The following is a 21495-nucleotide window of genomic DNA, read 5'->3' on the forward strand; positions in this document are numbered from 1 at the left end:
GCGAGACGGCTCCCGCCGGTCGGATGGCGGTCTGATCGAGCGGTGAGAAGGACGGGCTCAGAGCAGGCGGGAGATCGCCTCCCCCGCGCTCTTCATCGCCGCGGCGGGCTGGGCCTGGCCGATGAGCACCGCCTGCACCTGTTCGGCGATCGCGGTCTCCATCTGTCCGTAGGCGGGGTATTTCCACAACGGACTGGGCTTCGCCGTCGCGGTGACCGATGACGTGAACGCCTCGACGAAGGCGTTCGAGGTCACCGCATTCGACGACAGCGCGGCATCCGTCGTCGGCGGTAGGCCGAGCGCGGTGAAGTACGTCTCGCTCTGCGCAGTGTCGCTCGTGAGCCACGACGCGAAGTCGGCCGCCGTCTGCGCCCCCTCGCCGTCGACGACGACGATGAGGTGCCCCCAGAGCACGTGCTGCGGCGTCTGACCCGCCTTCAGCACGGGCCGCGCGATCGGGGTCATCTTGTCGCCGAGCGACGTGTCGGGCGACTGCGACAGGACGGCCGACTTGCCCACGGGCGCATCGTCGTACAACGCCGTCGATCCCTGCGCGAAGAGGGTGCGCGCCGCAGCCCGGTCGACGTCGGGAGCGATGAGTCCCTCGTCGTAGAGCTTCTTGTACCACTCGACGGCCTTGATCGACGCTTCGTCTCCGATCGCGGAGGCGTCACCGTCGACGATCGGCGAGCCGAAGGTCTGCATCCAGACGACGATGTCCTTCAGCTGCGCGGCCTTGGTGCTCGCCGCGTAGGGGATCACACCGATGCCCTTGAGTGCTCGCAAGCCCTCCTCGAACTCTTCGATCGTGGCCGGAGTGAGCGACGCCCCGGCACGGTCGTACAGCTCGGCGTTGCCGATGAGGCCGACGGCGCCGATCGTCCAGGGCAGTCCAAGCTGCTTGCCGTCCGACTTGCCCGCCCCCAGTGCGGCGTCGGTGTACCCCTTGCCCTGCGTGAACGCGGACAGGTCGGTGAGCTTCCCGAGCGCGGCGAGTGCCGACAGCCAGGCGACGTCGAGCTGCGCGGCACCGGCGAACTGACCGCCTCGCACCTGCAGCGTCAGCTGATTGAGGTAGTCGTTGTACGGATAGGCGACCGTGTCGATCTCGATGCCCTCCGCCTGCCGGAAGCTCGACAGGGCGGATTCGATCGCCGGCTTCGCCGCTTCCTCCGACAGGCTCCACGACGAGAACGTGAAGTCGGTGGCGGTGCCGCCGCCGGGTGTCGCGGCAGGCGCACCGGAACCACCTGGGGCGCAGCCGGCGAGCCCGAGCACGGCGGCGCCGCCGATGCCGAACACCGAGTACCGCAGCAGCGTGCGCCGCGAGATGTCCTGGACCATGAATTCTCCTTCGAATCGGGTGGGTGGATCAGCCCTTGACCGCGCCGGCGGTGATGCCGCCGACGAGGAAGCGCTGGAGCAGGATGAACGCGACGCACACGGGCACCGACACGACGAGGGATGCCGCCATGAGCGCGGGCCACGAGGTGCTGGCCTCGGAGATGAAGGTGTTCACGAGGCCGGGCGGCAGCGTCTGCCGATCGGGCCCAGCGAGGGTGAGCGCGAAGATGAAGTCGTTCCACCCGCGGACGAAGGCGAACAGGCCGGCCGCGACCAACCCCGGCGCCGCCAGCGGGAACACGACCGAGTGGAAGATGCGCCACGGACCGGCGCCGTCGATGCGCGCCGCCTCGATGAGGTCGTCGGGAAGCGCGTCGAAGAAGCCCTTCAGCATCCAGACGCACAGCGGCAGGGTGAAGGTCGTGAACGACAGGATGAGCGCGAGGTAGGTGTTCAGGAGACCGAACTGCGCGAAGACGAGGTAGAGCGTGACGAGCAGCAGCGCCTGCGGGAACATCTGGCTCGACAGCACGAAGTACATCAGCGACTTGCGGCCCGCGAAGCGGTACTTCGAGAAGGCGTATCCCATGTACATCGACACCACGACCGACAGCACGGCGGTCACGACCGACACGATCACGCTGTTGCGGAGGTAGCCGAAGATCTGCTCGTTGCCGAAGACCGTCGCGTAGTGCTCGAACGTCACCTGTGTGGGGAAGAGGGACGGCGGGAAGGCGAACACGCGGTCGCTCGGGGTGAGCGAAGTCACGAGGAGCCAGTACACGGGGGCGAAGCCGAAGAGGACGATCACCGCGAGCGCGGTCCACATGCCCCAGCGGATGCGACCGCGTCGGCGGCGGGTCGGAGCCGGCTGCGCCGGGGCGGCCGAGTGAGATGCCGCGGGTGCGGGCGTGGGAACGGGGGTGATGGTGCTCATCGTGAGCCTTCCTTCTCGCCGCGCTCGGAGAGCCAGACGTACACCACGACGAGCACCGTCAGCAGCGCCATCCAGACGATGCCGAGCGCGCCGGCGTGACCCAGGTCGTAACCGCGGAAAGCGGTGTCGTACACCTCGGTGGCGAAAGTGCTGGTGGTGCCCGCGGGACCGCCGCCGGTCAGCACGAAGATCGTGTCGAAGTGCTGGAAGTTCCAGATGAACTCGAGCAGCACGACCAGAGCGGCGACGCCGCGGATGTGCGGCCACGTCACGGCGAAGAATCGGCGGACGACTCCGGCTCCGTCCATCGAGGCCGCCTCGTGCAGTTCGCCGGGGACCGTCTGCAGTGCGGCCAGCAGCATGACCATCACCCAGGGGAAGGTGTTCCACGTCTTCGCGATGATGAGCGCGCCGCGAGCAGTGTCGGTCTGGAAGAGCCAGGCGACCGGACTGTCGATGGCGCCGAGGCTCATGAGGATGCCGTTGAGCACACCGTAGTTGGCGTCGAAGATCCACATCCAGAGGAACGAGACGACGACGCCGGGAATCAGCCACGGGATGAGGAAGGCGCCCCGCAGGATGCGCTGGCCCGGGAAGCGCTGGTTCAGCACGAGCGCGAGCGCGAGCCCGATCAGGAACGGCGCGATGGTCGCGCCCACGGTGAAGATGAGGGTCTGCCAGACGAGCCGACCGAAGTCATCTGCGAGGACGGCGGACAGGTTCTCGAGCCCGACGAACTCCATGCCCGGATAGAGCAGATTCTCGTCGAAGAACGCCGAGACGAGCGACCGCAGCAGCGGATAGAGCACGATCGCGCAGAGCAGCACGAACCCGGGCAGCAGCAGGAAGACCAGGAAGGTGCGCTCGCTCAGCCGCGAGCCGAGTCGGCCCCGCCCGGGGCTCTCGTGAGCGGTCACGCTCGAAGAGGTCATCGTCGTCCTTCGTTTCGTCGTCCGGGCCGTCGTCTGCGACTCCCGGGGGTGGCGACTATCCGCGTCGCCGAACTCAGAGTGCACGACGTGCGCACAGTGCGCAACTGTCATGCACTATGTGCATAATGGGGTGACGGACATCGGCGGCGAAAGCGAGGAAGCATGGCTGCGGAGAAGGGCGCCAATCAGAGCGTCGAGAAGGCGATCACGGTTCTCGAGACCTTCTCGGGGGGTGAGCCCATGCGCGTGAGCGATGTCGCGCGCGAAGCCGGGATCGGTCAGTCGACCGCGTCCCGCCTGCTCGCGACTCTCGAGGCCGGCGGGCTGGTCGAGCGCGATCCGCAGACGTCGCTGTACTTCCTCGGCGCCGAGCTCATGACCCTCGCGGGCATCGCGATCAATCAGAACCGGGTACACCGAGTCGGCCGTCAGATCGCGCAGAGCCTCGCCGGAGAGATCGGTCTCGGCGTCAACATCGCCCTCCTCCGCGGCGCGGAGCTGGTCTACCTCTGCAACTTCGAAGGGCCGCTGTCACCGAAGTCGCACACGCTGATGGGGCAGCGCGTGCCGCTGCATGCGACCAGCATCGGCAAGGCCACGCTCATCGGCACGAATCGCGAGAAGCGCCTGCGACTGCTGCCGGAGCTGCCCGGCTTCACCGAGGCGACCATCACGACGCACGAAGCGCTCGACCGCGAGGTCGCGTTGACCGCGAGACGCGGCTACGCGATCGAGGTCGAGGAGTTCGTGCTCGGACGGGCCTCGACCGCCGCGCCGATCCTCGACCGCAGCGGGAAGATCGTCGCGGCCGTATCCATCTCCGGTCCGCTCACGGCGATCGACCTCGAGGCTCGCGGCGCCGAGCTGGGCCGGACGGTCGTCGAGACCGCCGACCGGATCAGCTCGGGCCTCGGCTATCAGGGCCCGGCCTGAGCCTTGCGGTCCGACCGGCGACGGCCCGCACGCGCGATGAAGAACAGGACCGTGCCGACCACGATGTAACCGGCGGTGCCCAGCCACACCGGCCCCGTCTGCTGGGTGAGCAGCACGACGCTGGCGATGATCGCGAGCACGGGCACGACCCGGGGCACCGAGAAGTGCTTGTGCTCGACCTTGTCCTTCTTCAGCACCAGGACGCTGATGTTCGCCGAGAGGAAGACGAGCAGGAGCAGCAGGACCGTCGTCTCGGCGAGCGTTCCGATGTCGCCGAGGACCGTGAGAAGCATCGTGGCACCGGCGACGACGAGGATCGACACCCACGGCGTGCGACGCTTCGACAGCACGCGGCCGAAGGCGTGCGGCAGCAGACCCGACTCGGCGAGACCGTAGCCCACGCGGCTGGCCATGACCATGAACAGCAGGGCACCGTTGGCGATGGCCACAAGGGCGATGAGGCTGAACAGCCACGGCGGGATGGCGACGCCGCTCGCGGTCACGACATCCAGCAACGGGCCGGTCGACTCGGCGAGCTCGGCCGGCGGCACGACGATGACGGCGCCGATCGCGATGAGCAGGTACACGACCGCCGCCGTGATGATGGCGCCGAAGAGGGCCCGCGGGTACGACTTCGACGGGTTCTTCACCTCTTCAGCCATATTGGCCGCCGCCTCGAAGCCGAGGAACGAGAAGAAGGCGACGATGGATGCCGCGAACGCTCCCTGCAGCGGAGGCACATCCGGGGCGAACTCGAAGATGCGCGCCGGCTCGCCACCGCCCCCGGCGAAGACCATCGCCGCGACGAAGATGACGATGACCAGGCCCGAGACCTCGATGATCGACGCCACGAAGTTCGTGGCGAGTGACTCGCGCACCCCCCGCAGGTTGATGAGGGTGAGCACCGCGATGAAGGCGATCGCCACGGGGATCGGCGGGATGTCGAAGAGCGCGGCGAAGTAGTCGCCCGCGAACGCGTTCGCGAGCGCCGCCGCCGTCGTGATGCCCGACGCCATCATGAGGAAGCCCACGAGGAACGACAGGAACGGGATGCCGAACGCCTTGTCGACGTAACGGGCGGCGCCGCCCGCGTGCGGGTATTTCGTGATCAGCTCCGCGTAGGTGCCGGCGGTGAGCAGCGCGACGACGAGCGCGATCAGCAGCGGCAGCCAGATCACACCGCCGACATCCGTCGCCATCGTTCCGACGAGCGTGTAGATGCCGGCGCCGAGGGTGTCGCCCACGATGAAGGCGAACAGGAGGGGGGTTCCGATGGCCCGTTTCAGTCCAGGCCGATCGTCAGCGATCGGCGCACTGGTGTCGTTGGTCATCGCATCACTTCAGCGCCTCACCCCGAATTCGGACAACCCCTGGCATCGGCGCGTGATCTGTGGTTGTGCACCTGCCACGGGGCGGCGCCGATACAGGCAGGATGTGAGACATGTCCGATGCCCCCGCTCGCTCGTTCCTCCGCGGCGCCGCCGACCTCGCGCGCGGCTTCGGCTTCTGGTCGCGCCGGCCGGGGGTCATGGCCCTCGGCCTCATCCCCGCCGCGATCGTCGGGCTCGTGCTGCTCGGCGGGCTCATCGCTCTCGGCACGTTCCTGCCTCAGATCGTCGACACCCTCACCCCCTTCGCCGACGCGTGGCCCGACCTGTGGGCGACGCTCGTGCGCATCGCCGCGGGCACCGCGATCCTCGGCGGCGCGATCGTGCTCGTCGCGGTGTCGTTCACGGCGCTCACCCTCATGGTGGGCGAGCCGTTCTACGACCGCATCTGGCGCGCTGCCGAAGCCGACGCCGGCGGGGACGTTCCCCACAGCGAGGGCGGATTCTGGCGCTCGGTCGGCGATGCGGTCGGACTCATCGCCCGCGGTCTGCTCGCGGCGGTCATCGCGGCCCTCGTCGGACTCATCCCCGTCGTCGGTGGCGTGCTGGGGTCGGTCACGGCGGTGTCGTTGACTGGCTGGCTGCTCGCGGATGAGCTGACCTCGCGCGCCCTGTCCGCGCGCGGCATCCTGGCTGCGGAGCGGCGCCGTCTGCGCCGCACCCACCGCGCCCGGTTCCTGGGCTTCGGCGTCGCCACGCAGCTGTGCTTCCTCGTCCCGCTCGGGGCCGTCGTCGCGATGCCGGCCGCCGTCGCCGGCTCCACCCGCCTCGCGCGGACGGTGCTGGACGCGCACGACTGAGGCCCCCACGCCCGACGTCAGTCGTGCCGGACCGAATCGGGCTCCTCGTCGCGGATGCGCTCGTTCTCGATCTGGAACGTCGAGTGCAGCACCGATACCTCGAAATGCTCCGCGACGCAGGAGCGCACCTCCTGCAGCACCTCGGCCGCATGGCCGTCGGTGAAGCACCGGTCCTCGACGACGACGTGCGCCGTGATGGTCGGAAGCCCCGACGCGACCGTGGACGCATGCAGATCATGCACGTCGGTCACGTGGTCCAAGCGCAGGATGTGTGCGCGGACGTCGTCGAGATCGAGCCCCTGCGGCGTGAACTCCATCAGCACCGACGCCGTCTCGCGCATGAGCTTCACCGCGCGGGGCACGATGAGGGCGGCGATGAACAGCCCGGCGACCGCGTCCGCCTGCGCGAATCCGGTCGTCGCGATGACGATCGCCGCGACGATGACGCCGACCGACCCGAGCGCGTCGTTGAGCACCTCGAGGAACGCCGCGCGCATGTTGAAGTTCGCGCCGCGACTCGAGGAAAGCACCGCGATCGCGACGATGTTGGCGACGAGCCCGACGACGCCGAAGACGAGCAGCTCGAGGGCGGGAACCTCGGGCGGCTCGAACAGGCGACGGATGCCCTCGATGGCGGCGTACACGCCCACCACGAGCAGCAGCGCTGCCTGGGCGAAGGCGGCGATCACCTCGATGCGGCGGAAGCCCCAGGTCCGGCGGGCGTTGGCGGGCCGCATCATGAGGTTCGCGGCCACGAGCGCGACGAGCAGGCCCGAGGCATCGGTGAGGGCATGGGCGGTGTCGGTGAGCAGCGCGAGGCTGCCCGTGACGATCGAACCCACCGCCTGGGTCACGACGATCGCCGCCGTGATCCCGAACGCGATCCAGAGCTTCACCCGGAAGTCCGCGGGCTGGCCCGCCTGCGCCGTGTTCACGGGACCGTGGTCGTGTCCGGCGCCCATCAGCTGGCCTCGGCCTCGCCGGCGACGGCGCGGGGCCGCCGGAGGTGCCCGCACAGCGACACGCTCGTCCCCGTCGCGCCCAGCAACGCCTCGGCCGCATTGATGAGTCGCGCGGTCGCCTCCGGCTCGGCGAGGGCGTACCAGGACGATCGCCCGTCGGGTCGCACCGAGACGAGCCCGCACTCGAGCAGGAAGGCGACGTGCTTGCTCACGGTCGATTGCGCGAGCCCGACGTGCTCGACGAGATCGCGAACACGGTGCTCGCCGTACGACAGATGCTGCAGCACGGCGAGCCGGGTCGGGTCGGCGAGCGCCTGGAAGAGGTGTGCGTAGACCTCGGTCGCGCGCGCGTCCAGCTCTACCGGGACACGGCCATCGAGTGATTCATTCATCGCCACAGAGCGATGATATCGCGCAGACCCGATATGAGATAGGGGTTCGGCGCGGCGGCGTCAGCGGGTGCGGCGGATGCGGATCGGCCCCTTCGCCGTCGACGGGTCGACGACGGCACCGCGCTGCGTGATCTCGACCTCACCGCCGGCGACGAGCCGCCGCGCGGCACGGCGCGCGGGTTCCATCAGGTCGCGCCACTCCTCGCCGCCGACGGCGCGCGCCGCCTCGGAGGGGCAGATCGTCGCCCCCGCGGCGCGAGCGCTCAGCAGCTCGAGGATCTTCTCGCTCAGCTGCGCGTCGACGGTTCGGATGCCGCGACGGCGGCACGCATCCGAGCAGTAGCGGACCTCGTCCCAGTTCTTCGCCCACTTCGCGCGCCACTGCATCTCGCGACCGCACGACGCGCACGTCTTCGGCGGCGGGGTGGGGGCGGTTGCGCGGCTGGACGATCGGGACACGCGCCCAGTCTGCGCGCATTCCGGACGTCGGCGCGGGCCGTTGACAGATGCCCGAGCAGGGGGCGTCATCGTCGGTCACGCAGCCCGTGACCCAGCCCGATCGGCTTAGCCTGACGGGATGTCGTTGTCGCCGAAGGTGTACGTGATCCACGAGAACCCGGAGTGGTGGGCGCCCTTCGCGGCCGCGTTCGCCGCCGAGGATGTCCCCGCCGAGCAGTGGCTGCTCACCGACGGATCCATCGATCTGTCCGCCGAGCCGCCGCACGGGATCTTCTGGTCGCGGCTGTCGGCATCGGCGCACACGCGCGATCACGCGCAGTCGAAGGAGTACGGCCGGGCGGTGCTCCGCTGGCTCGAGTCGTGGGGCCGCACGGTGATCGGCGGCAGCCACGTCCTCGAGTTCGAGGTCAGCAAGGTCGCCCAGCATGCCGCCCTGCGCGCGAGCGGCATCGACGTCCCGCACACCGTCGCCGTCTTCGGCACCGGTGACCTGAAGGAGCGCGCACGCCAGTTCCCGGTGCCGTTCATCAGCAAGCACAACCAGGGCGGCAAGGGTCTCGGCGTCCGCCGCTGGGACTCCCACGACGAGTTCGACGCCTGGGTCGACGGCCCCGAGTTCGAGGCATCCCCCGACGGCATCACACTGATCCAGGAGTTCCTGTTCGCCCGTGAGCCGTTCGTCACCCGCGCCGAGTACGTCGGCGGCGAGTTCGTCTACGCCGTGCGCGTCGACACGAGCGCCGGCAGCTTCGAGCTCTGCCCCGCCGATGCGTGCGTCGTCGACCCCGCCGCGGGCACGGGCGCCACCCCGGCGTATCCGCCCTTCGCGCTGCGCGACGAGATCACCGCCGACGATCCCCTGGTCGTGCAGCACCGCGACTTCCTCCGCGCCGTCGACATCCGCATCGCCGGGATCGAGTTCGTCGAGACGATCGACGGGCGACTCGTCACCTACGACCTCAACACGAACACGAACTACAACCCCGACGTCGAGGCCTCGGCTCACGCATCCGGGCCGCGCGAGATCGCCCGATTCCTCGGCGGACTGCTCGGCGAAGCACGCAACTAGCGCAGGCCCGCCTCACGCACAACCGATAGGCCGCATCCGAGGCCCTTCCTACGCTGACACCGTGCTCCGAAACCTCGTGATCGTCCTGGGCGACCAGCTCGACCCCGACGCGAGCGCCTTCGACGACTTCGACCCGGCGCAGGATGCCGTCTGGATGGCGGAGGTCGCCGAAGAATCCACCCACGTCTGGAGCTCGAAGCAGCGCACCGCGGTGTTCCTCGCCGCGATGCGCCACTTCGCCGCCGACCAGCGCGACGCCGGACACACCCTGCATTACACCGAGCTCGACGCACGGGGAAACAAGGGCACGTTCGCCGGCCAGCTCGCCGCCGACCTGGAGAAGCTGGAGCCCGAGGCGCTCGTGATGACCGAGCCCGGCGAATGGCGGGTGCGCGAAGCGCTGGAGAAGACGGCAGAAGCCGCCGGCATCCCCCTCGACGTCCGCATCGACCGGCACTTCTTCTCGACCGTGGCGGAGTTCACCGAGCACGCCGAGGGCCGGGCGACCCTGCGGATGGAGTACTTCTACCGCGAGATGCGTAAGCGGCACGGCATCCTCATGACCGGCCGCGGACAGCCCGTGGGCGGGCAGTGGAACTACGACGCCGACAACCGCGGAGCGTTCCCGAAGCAGGGCCCCGGGCTCGTGCCGCCCCGCGCGACCTTCGCGCCCGATGAGATCACACGCAAGGTGATCGCGCTCGTCGAGAAGGAGTTCGGCGAGCACCCCGGTTCACTCGACACCTTCGCCTGGCCGGTGACCCGCGCGCAGGCGCTCGAAGCGCTCGACCTCTTCATCGACGAGCGGCTGCCGGGCTTCGGTGACGCGCAGGACGCGATGTGGCCGGGCGAGCCCTGGCTCTGGCACGCCCACCTGTCGTCGTCGATGAACCTCAAGCTGCTGCATCCGCGCGAGGTCGTCGCGGCCGCCGAAGAGGCGTACCGGGCGCAGCGCGCGCCGCTGCCCGCGGTCGAGGGGTTCATCCGGCAGATCCTCGGCTGGCGCGAGTACGTGCGCGGGATCTACTGGACGCAGATGCCCGGCTACATCCAGCGGAACGCTTTCGAGGCGTTCGAACCGCTGCCCGACTGGTACTGGACGGGTGACACCCCGATGGCGTGCCTGAAGGATGCCATCGACACGACGCTCGAGAACGGGTACGCGCACCACATCCAACGCCTCATGGTCACGGGGCTCTACGCGATGCTGCTCGGCGTCGACCCGCGCGAGGTGCACGCCTGGTACCTCGCCGTCTACGTCGACGCGGTCGAATGGGCCGAGCTTCCGAACACGCTCGGCATGAGCCAGTACGCCGACGGCGGGCTCATGGGCAGCAAGCCCTACGCCGCGACCGGCAAGTACATCGACCGCATGAGCCCGTACTGCAAGACGTGCCCGTTCGACCCGGCGAAGCGGATCGGCGAGGATGCCTGCCCCTTCACCACTCTCTACTGGGACTACCTCATCCGGCACGAGGCGCCCCTCGCCGAGAACCACCGCATGGCGCTGCAGGTGAAGAACCTCTCGCGCCTGGGCGACGACGAGATCGATCAGATCCGCGACCGCGCCGACGCCATCCGGCGCGGCGACGTCACCGCACCGGGGGGAATCCGATGACCGACGGGAACGCCGCACAGAACGACATCGCGCTGGTCACCGGCGCCCGGGGCGGGGTGGGCCGCGCGCTCGTCGCACGCCTGCGCGCCCGCGGCGTGCGTGTCGCCGCCGTCGGCCGGGATGCCGCCTCCCTCGCAGACGTCGACGCCGACGCGCACATCGAGACCGACGTCACGACACCCGAGGGTGCCGCGCGGGCGTTCGCGGAGTGCCGCGACGAGCTCGGCGGGGCACCCGCGCTCCTGGCTCACGCGGTCGGCAGCACGCTCATCACGCCACTGCACCGCACGAAGACCGACGAGGCTCGCGACGTGCTGCGCGTCAACCTCGAGAGCAGCCTCTGGATCCTGCACGCCTGGCTCGACGCGACGGGCAAGGCGCCGGGCGCCGCGGTCTTCGCGAGCTCGGTCGTCGCCCGTATCGGCGTCGCGAACCACGAGGTGATCGCCGCGGCGAAGGGCGGTGTCGAGGCTCTCGTGCGCAGCGCCGCCGCGACCTACGCCGCGCGCGGCATCCGGGTGAACGCCGTCGCTCCCGGCATGACCGACACACCTCTGACCGCCGGCATGCTCTCGGCGCCCATGCTGCGCGAGAGCGCCGAGAAGCAGTACCCGCTCGGCGGCGTGCAGTCTGCCGACGAGGTCGCCGCGGTCATGGATTGGCTGCTCTCGTCCGACGCATCTCGCATCACCGGCCAGGTGATCCCGGTCGACGGCGGATTCACCACCATCCGGCCGATGGTGAGATAGTGACGACACCCGAACCCAGGAGCGACGCCATCACCCGTCCGACATCGGCGCTTGCGCGCCTCGTCCACATCTCGCGGCCCGTTCTGTGGATCAACACGATCGGCACCGGCGCGCTCGGCATGTGGCTGACCGGTCAGCTCATCGACGTCGCCGCGATCCCGCTGCTGATCTGGCTGACGCTGCCGTTCAACCTGCTGATCTACGGCGTGAACGACATCTTCGACCAGGACACGGATGCGCTGAACCCGCGCAAGGGTTCGATCGAGGGCGCGCGCATCGAGCCGCGCGAGGTGAAGCTCATCGCCTGGGCGGTGGCGGTCACCAACATCCCGTTCCTGATCTATTTCGTCATCGCGCTTCCGCTCGCCGCCGTCGGGCTGATCCTGCTCTACGCGGGCGTGTTCGTCTTCTACTCCGCCCCACCGCTGCGGTTCAAGGCGCGCCCGTTCCTCGATTCGCTGAGCAACGCCGCCTACGGCCTGCCGCTGCTGATCCTGCCGGTCGCCCTCGAGGCGCCGCCGGTCTGGCCCGCCGTCGTCGGGCTGCTCGCCTGGAGCGTCGCGAAGCACGCCTACGACGCCGTGCAGGACATCGAGGAAGACCGCGAGGCAGGCATCACCACCACCGCGGTGCTGCTCGGCCCGCGCGGCACGGCCCTGTGGAGTGGCGCCTGGTGGCTGGTCTCGACGGTGCTGTTCGCGCTCGTCAGCCTGCCCGTCGCGCTCGTCAACCTCGCCCTCGCCGGGACCCTCGTCGTCTGGATGCTGCTGCGCCCGACACCCGCCACCGGCCGCAGGCTGTATCCGCTGTCCGTCGCCTTCCCGTACATCGCGGGATCGGTCGCGAGCGGGCTGCTGCTCGCCGCCATGTTCCTGGGGATCTATCCATGAGCCGCATCGTCGTCGTCGGCGCGGGCCTCGGCGGGCTCGCGGCATCCGCCCTGCTCGCCCACGCCGGCCACCGCGTGACGCTGCTCGAAGCGGCCGAGACCGTCGGCGGCAAGAGCCGGCGCATCGAGCTCGACGGCGAGCGCATCGACACCGGGCCGTCGCTCGTCACCTTCCCGTCCGTCTGGGATGAGCTGCTGCGCCGGTTGGGCGCGGGGCCGCGAACGGGCACGGATGACGGTGGGCTCGACCTCGTCCGTCTCGATGAGGTCGGCCGCTACTACTACCGGGGCGAAGAGGTGTCGCTGCCCGTGCCGGAAGGGCACCCCTGGTACCCGGCATGGAAGCGATTCAGCGACGAGCACGCACCCCTCGCGGGCGACGTCGCCGCGCTGCTCGTCGCCGACCCGCTCGATCGCGCGTCGCTGCCCGCACTGCAGCGGTTGCTCGCCGTGTACGGTCGACGCCTCAGCACCCGCGCCTACCTCGACAGCCTCACCTGGATGCCCGAGGGACTGCGCGAGATCATCGCGATCCACACCCTCAACGCCGGCGTCTCCCCCTCCCGCACCCCGGCGTTGTACGCGAGCATGCCCGCCGTCATGGCCGCCGACGGGGTCTGGGTGCCCCGTGGCGGGGTGTTCGAGATCGTCGTCGCCCTGCAGCGGCTGGCGGATGCCGCGGGCGTCGAGATCCGCACCGGCGAGCGCGTCACGCGCATCGAACGCGGGCGGGTCACGACCGAGCGCGATGTGCACGAGGCGGATGTCGTCGTCAGCGGTCTCGATGCGTCACGACTCGACGGGCTGCTGGGGCGGCGGCGCCTGGCTCCCGGTTCACCGTCGCTGTCGTGCTCGGCCGTCGCGATCTACGGCGTGCTCGAGAAGCCGCTCCCCGAGCGGATCGCCGCTCACAGCGTCATCCTCCCCACGAAGCCCGCCGCCCTGCACCGCAGTCTCGCCGCCGGCGACGAGCCCGCCGACACGATGGCGTTCGTCAACCACTACCGTGCCGGCGAGATCTACCCGAACGAGCGCAGCACCCTCGCCGTCCTGCTGACCAGCCCCGCCGATGGCCAGGGCTACTCGCTCGACCACCCGTTCGTGACGCGCGAGATCGAGCGCATCTCGGGGGCCATGGGCCTCGACGGACTCCTCACCGATGCGATGACCGAGACGACCGTGCTCGACCCCCGCTACTTCGGCTCGTTCGGTGAACCCCACGGCGCCCTCTACGGCGCATCGCGACCGCTGTGGATGAGCGGCCCGCTGCACCAGCCCGCACAGCACGACCTCCGCGCACCCTGGCTCTGGCGGGTCGGCGCCTCGGTCCACCCGGGCGGCGGTATCCCCGCCGTGCTCGGCGGCGCGATGATCGTCGCGGCGAAGCTGCTCAAGCGGCATCCGGCCTGAGCCGGCAGACAGCGGAGGAGATCTGCTGTCGGGAGGACGTCGCGCAGGGCTTCAGCCCTCCGAAACGCAGATCTCCTCCGTTGCGGCGCAGCTTCCCGCGCCTTCGTGAGTCATCCGCGATTGTCGGCGCCGCGGTGCTCCACCGCGGCGATGAGGAACGGGATGCCGACGGCAGCCGAGGTGATGAGCAGCCCGCCGCTGAAGACGAGGCCGGGGAACTCGGTGACGTTGAAAGCGGCGCCCATCATGTAGATGCCGCCGAGGAACAGAACCAGGAACAGCACGATCACGCTGACGCCCTCCTTCTCATGGATATCGTTAGCCTACTAACGATCTGCCCACGAAACATCTCGGGTGGCACCGGCTACCGCGTCATCGCATTACCGCCTGCTCCCGCTCCCCGCGACCGCGCGCCCACCACGCCAGGAAGTACAGCGCGACGCCGACCACGATGAGGATGGCGCCGAAGATCCATACCCGGAGGGTCTGCTGGCTCAGCAGTAGCAGGCACGACGCGACGCCGAGCACGGGAACGAACGTCCAGACGCGGAAGTGATCGTGATCGACGCGGTCGCGGCGCAGGACGAGCACCGAGATGTTCGCGCTCAGGAAGACGAAGAGCAGCAGCAGCACGACCGTCTCGGCCAGCAGCGCCAGATCGCCGACGAGCGTCAGCAGCATCGCGACGAGCGTCGTGGCGAGGATCGCCACCCACGGCGTCTGCCGCCCGGGCAGCACCCGCGACAGAGCGCGCGGCAGCAGCTCCTGCTCTGCCATGCCGTACGTGAGACGGCTCGCCATGATCATCGTCAGCAGCGCACCGTTGGCGACGGCGATGAGCGCGATGAGGCTGAACAGCCACGAGGGGATGGCGACGCCGCTCGCTTCGACGACCGCGAGGAGGGGGCCGCTCGAGCTCGACAATTCTTCGGGCGGCAGAGCGATGCTGCTCGCGAGGCCGACCAGCACGTAGACCAGCCCGGCTGCACCGAGAGCGGCGAACAGCGCTCGCGGGTACATCTTCGAGGGTTCCTTGACCTCTTCGATCATGTTCGCCGACGTCTCGAAGCCCACGAAGGAGTAGTACGCGATGATCGCTCCAGCGAGCACGGCCGACGCGACGCCGGTGCCCTCGGGCACCTGCGTGACGCGCGACACATCCCCGCCACCGCCGGCGAGGAGGAACCCGACCACGACCACGACGATCACCAGCCCGGAGACCTCGATGGCGGTCATGACGAAGTTCGCACCCATCGACTCCCGGATGCCGCGGGCATTGAGAGCCGCGAGCACGGCGAGGAACACGATGGCGACCGGCACCACGGGAACCTCGACGAACGTCTGCAGGTACTGACCGGCGAAGGCGATCGACAGCCCCGCCGCGCTCACGACACCCGCGGCCAGCATGCAGAAGCCGACGAGGAACGACACGAGCCTGTTCTTGAACGCGCGCTCGGCGAAGACGGCCGCGCCGCCGGCCCGCGGGTACTTCGTCACCAGCTCGGCGTACGACCCGGCGGTGAGCAGCGCGAGCACGAGGGCGGCGAGGAGGGGCGCCCACAGCATTCCGCCGACACGCTCGGCCAGCACCCCCATCAGCGCATAGACACCTGCGCCCAGAACGTCACCGAGGATGAAGGCGAACAGCAGCGGTCCGCCGATTCCTCGCCGAAGGCGAGTGGGCGCGGGGGTATCGGTCTTGCTCATTCCGCGAACGCTAGATCGCGGCATCCCGAAACCCGTAGCGGCTTGACAAGCTTCTGCGGTGCGGCGACGCGAGCGGGATACTCGGGGCATGACCAACGAGCACCACGCCCCCGATCGTGTCAGCGACGAGGCGATCGCCGACCTGCATGCGCGTCTCAGCCGTCGGCGTCGGTTCGCCGCGCTCCTCGGCGGGCAACCCCCGGCCGGTGTCGATCTGGATTGGCTCGACACGCTCGTCGCGCGATGGACGGACGGGTTCGACTGGCGCACGCAGGAGGACCGGATCCTCGCCCTGCCGTGGGAGCTCGTCGACGCGCCACACCCGCTTCGCGTGATCCACCAGAAGGCGGAACCGGACGCCCCCGTGGCTCTCCTCCTCCATGGATGGCCCGATTCGGTGCTTCGGTTCGAGAAGGTGCTGCCACTGCTCCGGCATGTCACGGTGGTCGCGCCCGCGCTGCCGGGCTATCCGTTCAGCGTCGACGCCCCGGCCGAGGGGATGTCGGCGAACGAGATGGCCGACGTCGTCGCCGCCGGCATGCACCGACTCGGGTACACACGTTTCGTGGTCAGCGGCGGCGACATCGGATGCAACGTCGCCGAGGCGCTGATGCGCAATCACCCCTCGATGGTCGCGGCGGCACACCTGACCGACGTGTCGCAGAGACACCTCGCCGGCGGCATCCCCGATGACCTCAGTCCAACGGAGCGCGACTACGTCGACCGCTGGAACCGGTGGCAGACCACCGAGGCCGCATACAGCCTCGAACACGCGACGAAACCCGCCACCATCGCCGCCGCGCTCACCGACTCCCCCACCGGACTGCTCGCCTGGATCGGAGAGAAGCTCTGGACCTGGACCGACCACGGCGATGACATCACCAGCGTCTTCTCGCACGACGAGGTTCTCACCTGGGTATCGGCATACTGGTTCACCAGCGCGATCGGCTCGTCGTTCGGCCCCTATGCACTGCGGACCGTGCCGCCGAACACGAAGATACCCGGCGGCATCCCGGTCGTGCTCTCGATCTTCCCGGGCGACCTCGTCAACGCCCCGCGCGACTTCGCCGAGCGCCTCTTCGACCTCGAGGCTTTCGAGGAGCACCCGGTGGGCGGTCATTTTCCCTCGTGGGAGCAACCCGAGGCATACGTCCGCGACCTCGACCGCGCCATCGCGGCCGCGCTCGACTGAGTCAGCTACGGAGCCGACGAGTGCGGGGGTGGCGGGCCCGCACCACGCCGAGCTGACGCAACCGCGCGGTGATGCCGACGAGGCCCGTACTCCCGGCCACGGCGACCGCCGCCGCTCCCGAGGTCGCCGCGATGACGCCCGCAGGCGATCCGCTCACGCCCGCGACGATCGCCCAAACGATGAGGGCCAGCACGGCGATGGCCGATCCGACCGACAGCCAGATCCTCGCCATCTGCAGACGAGACGCCTCTCGCGTCGCACGGTCGGTGGGCTGGCTCGCGGTGGCGGTGCTCATGGATACGACGCTATGCAGGCTGAGTGGGCCGCGCCTCCGCCGTACGGCGGAAACCTCGCGCGCGAGCATCCGGCGCACGGGTGAGGCGCGACGTCAGCGGTAGCGCCGCGGCACTGCCCAGGGGCGGCCGAACTCGGTGTTGTACGACTCCGGATCGAACGGGCTGTCGCCGCCGGCGGGAAAGCTCGTGAGCTCGCCGAACACGACGCGACCGTCGACGTCGTACAGATCGACGCGCACGAAGTCGGTGCCCTCGCCCAGCCGCTCGGCGATGCTGATCATCTCGTCGAGATGCGCGGGCCGCGGGCGCTCGGGATCCGCCCAGGGTGGCCCGCCGCTCATCGGGATGCGGCTCCAGTCGGGTCGGAAGAAGTCTTGCGTCCGGCCGCCGAAGCGTCCGCCGTCGACCTGGATGACATGGCATCGCCCATGGAAGACGAAGAACTTGTAGTCGTCCGGGATGCCGCCATCGGCACCGACCAGGAACTCCTCGACGATGACCCGGCGCGGCACCTGCCCGTAGACCCACTCGCGGTTCGGCCCCTGACCGTAGAGCTTGGTGAGCCAGCCCGCGGCGATCGCCGCGATCTCGTGCGGGTTCGCGTGCTCCGGGCGCACGTGCCGGTAGACCCAGCCCCAGCGCGCTTCCGGAAGCCGGGCATCGTCCGGCGCGGCCGGCGAGACGACGAGCGCAGCGCCGCTCCCGTGCGTCGGCTTCACGACGTAGGCATCGGGCCAGTCGAGGTCCAGCAGGCTCTGCGGGTCGTCGACGATGGCGTAGGCGCGAGGCAGGTACTGCTCGCCGATGACCGCGGCGACGTGGTCGCGCACGGCGGCCTTGTCCGCGAAGGTGACGATGAGGCTGCGGCGGTCGCGCAGGATCTTGTACCGCACCTTCTCGCGGAACGTCGTCGGATTGCGGGTCCGCCACAGGCGCAGCATCCGGACCAGCCGACTGCGCTCGCGCCAACGGACGCCATGACGGCGCGGGGTCACGATTCGTCGAGGTCGTCTTCCTCGTGACCGATCGACTTCGCCTCGAGAAACGCGCAGAGCTCAGCGGCGACCGTGAACTCGGCGGCGAGCGAGTGCATCTGGAAGCTGCTCAGAATGGTGAAGTCGGGCTGCGGTTCGATGGTGATTCGCCAGCGCGCATCGCCGATCTCGATCGGTTCCATGAACACCGACACGGACGAGTTCGCGAGGGGCACGACGACGAGCCCCGTGTCCGATCCCTCCGAACCGTCCTGCACGAGGACGCGGATGAGCTCACCCGCTCCCCGCTGCTCGTGGAACTCGCCGAGCCAGCGCTCGAGCGTCTCTTTACTGCGGAACGGCATCAGGCTCCCAACGGGCCGAGGGCGGATGCGCGTGATCGCGCGCACTGGACTATAACGGTCGTCGGCTTACCGTTCAGTCCATCCCCACGGCCATGTCGGTGAAGCGCGAGAAGTGGCCCTGGAACGCCACGGTCACCGTGTCGGTCGGACCGTTGCGGTGCTTCGCGACGATGAGGTCGGCCTCGCCGGCACGCGGGCTGTCCTTCTCGTAGGCCGCCTCGCGGTGCAGCAGGATGACGATGTCGGCATCCTGCTCGATCGAGCCCGACTCACGCAGGTCGCTGATCGCCGGCTTCTTGTCGGCACGCTGCTCGGCACCACGGTTCAGCTGCGACAGCGCGATGACGGGAACCTGCAGCTCTTTCGCGAGCAGCTTGAGCGCACGCGAGAACTCCGAGACCTCCTGCTGGCGCGACTCGACGCGCTTACCGCTGGTCATCAGCTGCAGGTAGTCGATCACGACCATCTTGAGGCCCACGCGCTGCTTGAGGCGGCGGCACTTCGCGCGGATCTCGACGAGCGTCATATTGGGGCTGTCGTCGATGTAGAGCGGAGCGTCGTTGATGCGGCCACGCGTCGCGGCGACGGTGGTCCAGTCGCGTGAGTCGAGGGTTCCCTTGCGCATCGACTGCAGCGGCACGGCGCCCTCGGCGCTCATGAGGCGCATCGCGATCTCGCTGCGCCCCATCTCGAGCGAGAAGAAGATCGTGGGCGAGTTGTTCTTGATCGCGGCGGCGCGGGCGAAGTCGAGCGCGAGCGTCGACTTACCCATGGCGGGACGCGCCGCGACGACGATCATCTGACCGGGATGCAGGCCGTTGGTCAGCTGGTCGAGCCCGGAGAAGCCGGTCGGGATGCCGGTCATCTGGCCATCGCGACCACGTGCGGCTTCGATGTCGTCGATGGCAGCGGTGACGGCGACCTCGAGGGGGACGTAGTCCTCGGCCTTCTCGGCACCGGTGACCGAGTAGATCTCGGCCTGTGCGTTGTTGACGAGGTCGACCGCGTCGCCCTGGCCGTTGTAGCCCATCTGGACGATGCGGGTTCCGGCCTCGACGAGGCGGCGCAGCAGGGCGCGCTCGTTGACGATCGTCGCGTAGTAGCCGGCGTTCGCCGCGGTCGGGACGATGGAGGTCAGCGTGTGCAGATAGTCGGCCCCGCCAGCGCGCTGCAGCTCGCCGTTCTTGATGAGCTCGTCGGTGACGGCCACGACATCGGTCGGCTCACCGTGGGAGTACAGCGAGAGCAGCGCCTCGTAGATGAGCTCGTGCTTGGGCACATAGAAGTCGGTGCCCCGGAGCGTCTCGATGACGTCGGCGACGGCATCCTTCGACAGCAGCATTCCGCCGAGCGTGCTCTGCTCGGCGAGCATGTCGTGCGGCGGGGTGCGATCGGGTTCGCGCCGTCCGCCGAGCCTGTCGTCAGAGATGTCCGCGATCGACATCCGCACCCCCGCATCCTGGCCTATGACCGAGCCGGAGTACACGGTATGGAGGGCATCCGACACCCGCAAACCGGCCTGTGGATAACTCTGTGGAGAGGATGCGGGAAACGCCGCGACGGTTGTGAAGAAGTCCTGTGGAAAACGCCCGGGGATACGTGGAAAGTCCACGAGTAAGTATCCGTTGATCAGGGGTTTAAGTTTCCCCAACCTGTGGATGAAGATCGTGGTTGAAGTCTCACTTGAAGGTTGTTCATCTGGGGACTCACTTGTGTAAAACGCTCGCCTTGTCAAGTCGACTCGGCGCCCCCGGCGCGGCATCCTCAGGACGGGCTCATGACCAACTCAGCGGAACCCTAGACAGTCGCCCGAGACAGGAGTATCTTTCTTCGCCAAGCAGTACCCGACGGCACGGGGTCTCCCGTGCGAACGATGTCGACGCTCTCGGGGGAGGTGATCGCTCGTCATGGCCCAGCACCGCCGTGCGCCTCGCTGGGTGCCGATCCTCGGCACCGGCGTCGGTCTCGCCTTCGCCTGGACGGCGCTCTCCCTCGCACTCGCGCCCGCGAGCTACGCGGCCGACGAAGAGACTGGGCCCCTGCAGGGCATAGTCTCCGCCGTCACCGATCCGGTCGACCGTGCCGTCGAAGACGTCGTCGCTCCGGTGCTCGACACTGTCGTCCAGCCTGTGGCCCGCGTCGCAGACCCCGTCGTGCAGGCTGTCGCCCCCGTCGTGCAGTCGGCCCCTCCCGCCGTCGCGCCGGTCGTCGAACCGGTCGTCCGCGAGGTGGTCGAGCCCGTCGCGCAGAACGTCATCGCTCCGGCCGTGCAGCCGGTCGCAGACGTGGTCGAGCCGGTCGCCGACACCGTGGCTCCCGTCATCGAGCCCGTTTCGGATGTCGCGGCGCCCGTCACGGAGAACCTCGCGCCTGTCGTCGCACCGATCGTCGGCTCACTGTCTCCGGTGACCGATGCCGTCGGCGCCCCCGTGACTCCCGTGCTCGGCATCCTCGACGGCGCCCTGGCACCCGTCGTGGCGGTGCTCGCTCCGGTGACCGATGCCCTCGCGCCCGTCACGGACGCGCTGACTCCCGTCATCGTCCCGATCACGGATGCCGTTGTACCCGGCGGTTCGCAGCCGCTCGTTCCCCTGCTTCCCGGCGAGACACCGGAGCCCGGAATCGCCACCAGCTCGCCACTGGACGCGATCTCCGCCGTCGCCCTCGGTCTGGCACGCGACCTGGCTACGTCCACGTCGGCCGACGGCCCATTCGGCATTGTCGGCGTCCTGGCGACGTCGGCCGAGGTTCTCGCGCCCTCATCCGAACTGTTCGCCGCGGCGGCCAGCGCGGCACCCGCCGTCGCGGGTCATGCGCTCGCTCTGGGCGCACCGGCGTCGGGTGGCCTCGCCGTCAGCGCTCCGGGCGCGGCCTCGGCCAGCGCCGCCGCTGCCGGAGGCGGTATCGCCGCAGCCCTGTTCGCATTCGCCGGAGCAGCGTTCCTGCTCCCCGGACGCCGCGGACGCCTCACGAACTCGACGGGCCCGATCTCGCCCGTCTACCCCACCGACGTCTCTCCTGACTGACGAACGGCCGGCCGCGCTCGAGCGGCACGACCATCGGCGCGCAGCGCCATCCA

The 21495-nt window shown here is 69.3% G+C and carries 22 protein-coding genes; 9 read left to right on the top strand and 13 right to left on the bottom strand.

Annotation, left to right across the window (positions count from 1 at the left end; translation table 11 throughout):
- Positions 1-57 precede the first annotated feature (57 nt).
- The 3 genes from O1W71_RS13585 to O1W71_RS13595 are packed head-to-tail and all read right to left on the bottom strand — an operon-like array spanning position 58 to position 3213.
- Positions 58-1344 (bottom strand): sugar ABC transporter substrate-binding protein, encoded by a 1287-nt coding sequence (locus tag O1W71_RS13585; protein WP_269268367.1) that lies wholly within the window; start codon positions 1342-1344, stop codon positions 58-60.
- Positions 1345-1372: 28 nt separating this feature from the next.
- Positions 1373-2281 (bottom strand): carbohydrate ABC transporter permease, encoded by a 909-nt coding sequence (locus tag O1W71_RS13590; RefSeq protein WP_269268368.1) that lies wholly within the window; start codon positions 2279-2281, stop codon positions 1373-1375.
- Positions 2278-3213, bottom strand: a complete 936-nt coding sequence (locus tag O1W71_RS13595) for a carbohydrate ABC transporter permease (protein ID WP_023953611.1) — start codon at positions 3211-3213, stop codon at positions 2278-2280. Before O1W71_RS13595 ends, O1W71_RS13590 begins: the two co-directional genes overlap by 4 nt.
- Positions 3214-3375: 162 nt before the next feature.
- Here O1W71_RS13595 and O1W71_RS13600 point away from each other — a divergent pair, with 162 nt between their 5' ends.
- Complete coding sequence (locus O1W71_RS13600) at positions 3376-4146, top strand: IclR family transcriptional regulator (protein ID WP_112615303.1); 771 nt, start codon at positions 3376-3378, stop codon at positions 4144-4146.
- Here the strand turns inward: O1W71_RS13600 and O1W71_RS13605 are convergent.
- Positions 4131-5477 carry an APC family permease gene (locus O1W71_RS13605; protein ID WP_269268369.1) on the bottom strand — a complete coding sequence of 449 codons (1347 nt, stop codon included), beginning with the start codon at positions 5475-5477 and terminating at the stop codon, positions 4131-4133. The genes O1W71_RS13600 and O1W71_RS13605 overlap by 16 nt on opposite strands.
- Positions 5478-5587: 110 nt before the next feature.
- Between O1W71_RS13605 and O1W71_RS13610 the strand changes: the two genes are divergently transcribed.
- Complete coding sequence (locus tag O1W71_RS13610) at positions 5588-6334, top strand: EI24 domain-containing protein (RefSeq protein WP_269268370.1); 747 nt, start codon at positions 5588-5590, stop codon at positions 6332-6334.
- A gap of 17 nt (positions 6335-6351) precedes the next feature.
- On the opposite strand, the gene O1W71_RS13615 is transcribed toward O1W71_RS13610, so the two are convergent.
- From O1W71_RS13615 to O1W71_RS13625, 3 genes are read right to left on the bottom strand one after another with little or no spacing between them, the layout of a single operon-like run.
- Complete coding sequence (locus tag O1W71_RS13615; RefSeq protein WP_269268371.1) at positions 6352-7296, bottom strand: cation diffusion facilitator family transporter; 945 nt, start codon at positions 7294-7296, stop codon at positions 6352-6354.
- Positions 7296-7688 (bottom strand): ArsR/SmtB family transcription factor, encoded by a 393-nt coding sequence (locus tag O1W71_RS13620; protein WP_269268492.1) that lies wholly within the window; start codon positions 7686-7688, stop codon positions 7296-7298. Before O1W71_RS13620 ends, O1W71_RS13615 begins: the two co-directional genes overlap by 1 nt.
- Positions 7689-7748: 60 nt before the next feature.
- On the bottom strand, positions 7749-8147 hold the full coding sequence (locus O1W71_RS13625) for a DUF2256 and DUF3253 domain-containing protein (RefSeq protein WP_269268372.1): 399 nt from the start codon (positions 8145-8147) through the stop codon (positions 7749-7751).
- A 118-nt stretch (positions 8148-8265) separates the two neighbouring features.
- Here O1W71_RS13625 and O1W71_RS13630 point away from each other — a divergent pair, with 118 nt between their 5' ends.
- The 5 genes from O1W71_RS13630 to O1W71_RS13650 all read left to right on the top strand — a co-directional run bounded on the left by O1W71_RS13630 (position 8266) and on the right by O1W71_RS13650 (position 13882).
- Positions 8266-9216, top strand: a complete 951-nt coding sequence (locus O1W71_RS13630; RefSeq protein WP_269268373.1) for an ATP-grasp domain-containing protein — start codon at positions 8266-8268, stop codon at positions 9214-9216.
- 61 nt (positions 9217-9277) lie between these two features.
- A complete protein-coding gene (locus O1W71_RS13635; protein WP_269268374.1) occupies positions 9278-10834 on the top strand; it encodes a cryptochrome/photolyase family protein in 1557 nt (518 codons plus the stop codon).
- Entirely contained in the window at positions 10831-11583 is a 753-nt protein-coding gene (locus O1W71_RS13640) for an SDR family NAD(P)-dependent oxidoreductase (RefSeq protein WP_269268375.1), read from the top strand. Before O1W71_RS13635 ends, O1W71_RS13640 begins: the two co-directional genes overlap by 4 nt.
- A complete protein-coding gene (locus O1W71_RS13645; protein WP_269268376.1) occupies positions 11583-12473 on the top strand; it encodes a UbiA family prenyltransferase in 891 nt (296 codons plus the stop codon). The genes O1W71_RS13640 and O1W71_RS13645 overlap by 1 nt, the downstream gene beginning before the upstream one ends.
- Positions 12470-13882 (top strand): phytoene desaturase family protein, encoded by a 1413-nt coding sequence (locus tag O1W71_RS13650; RefSeq protein ID WP_269268377.1) that lies wholly within the window; start codon positions 12470-12472, stop codon positions 13880-13882. Before O1W71_RS13645 ends, O1W71_RS13650 begins: the two co-directional genes overlap by 4 nt.
- A gap of 110 nt (positions 13883-13992) precedes the next feature.
- Here O1W71_RS13650 and O1W71_RS13655 read toward each other — a convergent pair whose 3' ends face one another.
- Both O1W71_RS13655 and O1W71_RS13660 read right to left on the bottom strand, forming a co-directional pair.
- The gene (locus tag O1W71_RS13655; RefSeq protein ID WP_269268378.1) at positions 13993-14172 is read right to left on the bottom strand and encodes a hypothetical protein; all 180 of its coding nucleotides are present in this window, start codon (positions 14170-14172) and stop codon (positions 13993-13995) included.
- Positions 14173-14254: 82 nt separating this feature from the next.
- Positions 14255-15589: an APC family permease gene (locus O1W71_RS13660; RefSeq protein ID WP_269268379.1), complete on the bottom strand. Its 1335-nt coding sequence runs from the start codon at positions 15587-15589 to the stop codon at positions 14255-14257.
- An 88-nt stretch (positions 15590-15677) separates the two neighbouring features.
- On the opposite strand from O1W71_RS13660, the gene O1W71_RS13665 reads away from it, so the two are divergent.
- Positions 15678-16781: an epoxide hydrolase family protein gene (locus tag O1W71_RS13665; RefSeq protein WP_269268380.1), complete on the top strand. Its 1104-nt coding sequence runs from the start codon at positions 15678-15680 to the stop codon at positions 16779-16781.
- A 1-nt stretch (position 16782) separates the two neighbouring features.
- Here the strand turns inward: O1W71_RS13665 and O1W71_RS13670 are convergent, their stop codons facing one another.
- The 4 genes from O1W71_RS13670 to dnaB all read right to left on the bottom strand — a co-directional run bounded on the left by O1W71_RS13670 (position 16783) and on the right by dnaB (position 19860).
- Entirely contained in the window at positions 16783-17076 is a 294-nt protein-coding gene (locus O1W71_RS13670) for a hypothetical protein (RefSeq protein ID WP_269268381.1), read from the bottom strand.
- A 93-nt stretch (positions 17077-17169) separates the two neighbouring features.
- Positions 17170-18018 carry an ATP-grasp fold amidoligase family protein gene (locus tag O1W71_RS13675; RefSeq protein ID WP_269268382.1) on the bottom strand — a complete coding sequence of 283 codons (849 nt, stop codon included), beginning with the start codon at positions 18016-18018 and terminating at the stop codon, positions 17170-17172.
- 50 nt (positions 18019-18068) lie between these two features.
- Positions 18069-18416, bottom strand: a complete 348-nt coding sequence (locus O1W71_RS13680) for a hypothetical protein (RefSeq protein WP_269268383.1) — start codon at positions 18414-18416, stop codon at positions 18069-18071.
- Positions 18417-18489: 73 nt separating this feature from the next.
- On the bottom strand, positions 18490-19860 hold the full coding sequence (gene dnaB / locus O1W71_RS13685; RefSeq protein ID WP_036304736.1) for a replicative DNA helicase: 1371 nt from the start codon (positions 19858-19860) through the stop codon (positions 18490-18492).
- Between the two features lie 463 nt (positions 19861-20323).
- On the opposite strand from dnaB, the gene O1W71_RS13690 reads away from it, so the two are divergent.
- A complete protein-coding gene (locus O1W71_RS13690) occupies positions 20324-21442 on the top strand; it encodes a hypothetical protein (RefSeq protein WP_269268384.1) in 1119 nt (372 codons plus the stop codon).
- The last annotated feature ends 53 nt before the right edge of the window (positions 21443-21495 follow it).

The sequence above is a fragment of the Microbacterium sp. H37-C3 genome (genome assembly GCF_027157935.1).
In the GTDB taxonomy this organism is placed as follows: domain Bacteria; phylum Actinomycetota; class Actinomycetes; order Actinomycetales; family Microbacteriaceae; genus Microbacterium; species Microbacterium plantarum.

Coding starts and splice junctions, on each gene's coding strand:
- O1W71_RS13670 (WP_269268381.1), bottom strand. CDS start 17,076: ATGAGCACCGCCACCGCGAGCCAGCCCACCGACCGTGCGACGCGAGAG.
- O1W71_RS13585 (WP_269268367.1), bottom strand. CDS start 1,344: ATGGTCCAGGACATCTCGCGGCGCACGCTGCTGCGGTACTCGGTGTTC.
- O1W71_RS13680 (WP_269268383.1), bottom strand. CDS start 18,416: ATGCCGTTCCGCAGTAAAGAGACGCTCGAGCGCTGGCTCGGCGAGTTC.
- O1W71_RS13630 (WP_269268373.1), top strand. CDS start 8,266: ATGTCGTTGTCGCCGAAGGTGTACGTGATCCACGAGAACCCGGAGTGG.
- O1W71_RS13660 (WP_269268379.1), bottom strand. CDS start 15,589: ATGAGCAAGACCGATACCCCCGCGCCCACTCGCCTTCGGCGAGGAATC.
- dnaB (WP_036304736.1), bottom strand. CDS start 19,860: ATGTCGATCGCGGACATCTCTGACGACAGGCTCGGCGGACGGCGCGAA.
- O1W71_RS13590 (WP_269268368.1), bottom strand. CDS start 2,281: ATGAGCACCATCACCCCCGTTCCCACGCCCGCACCCGCGGCATCTCAC.
- O1W71_RS13665 (WP_269268380.1), top strand. CDS start 15,678: ATGACCAACGAGCACCACGCCCCCGATCGTGTCAGCGACGAGGCGATC.
- O1W71_RS13600 (WP_112615303.1), top strand. CDS start 3,376: ATGGCTGCGGAGAAGGGCGCCAATCAGAGCGTCGAGAAGGCGATCACG.
- O1W71_RS13650 (WP_269268377.1), top strand. CDS start 12,470: ATGAGCCGCATCGTCGTCGTCGGCGCGGGCCTCGGCGGGCTCGCGGCA.
- O1W71_RS13640 (WP_269268375.1), top strand. CDS start 10,831: ATGACCGACGGGAACGCCGCACAGAACGACATCGCGCTGGTCACCGGC.
- O1W71_RS13615 (WP_269268371.1), bottom strand. CDS start 7,296: ATGGGCGCCGGACACGACCACGGTCCCGTGAACACGGCGCAGGCGGGC.
- O1W71_RS13690 (WP_269268384.1), top strand. CDS start 20,324: ATGGCCCAGCACCGCCGTGCGCCTCGCTGGGTGCCGATCCTCGGCACC.
- O1W71_RS13595 (WP_023953611.1), bottom strand. CDS start 3,213: ATGACCTCTTCGAGCGTGACCGCTCACGAGAGCCCCGGGCGGGGCCGA.
- O1W71_RS13605 (WP_269268369.1), bottom strand. CDS start 5,477: ATGACCAACGACACCAGTGCGCCGATCGCTGACGATCGGCCTGGACTG.
- O1W71_RS13675 (WP_269268382.1), bottom strand. CDS start 18,018: ATGCTGCGCCTGTGGCGGACCCGCAATCCGACGACGTTCCGCGAGAAG.
- O1W71_RS13620 (WP_269268492.1), bottom strand. CDS start 7,688: ATGAATGAATCACTCGATGGCCGTGTCCCGGTAGAGCTGGACGCGCGC.
- O1W71_RS13610 (WP_269268370.1), top strand. CDS start 5,588: ATGTCCGATGCCCCCGCTCGCTCGTTCCTCCGCGGCGCCGCCGACCTC.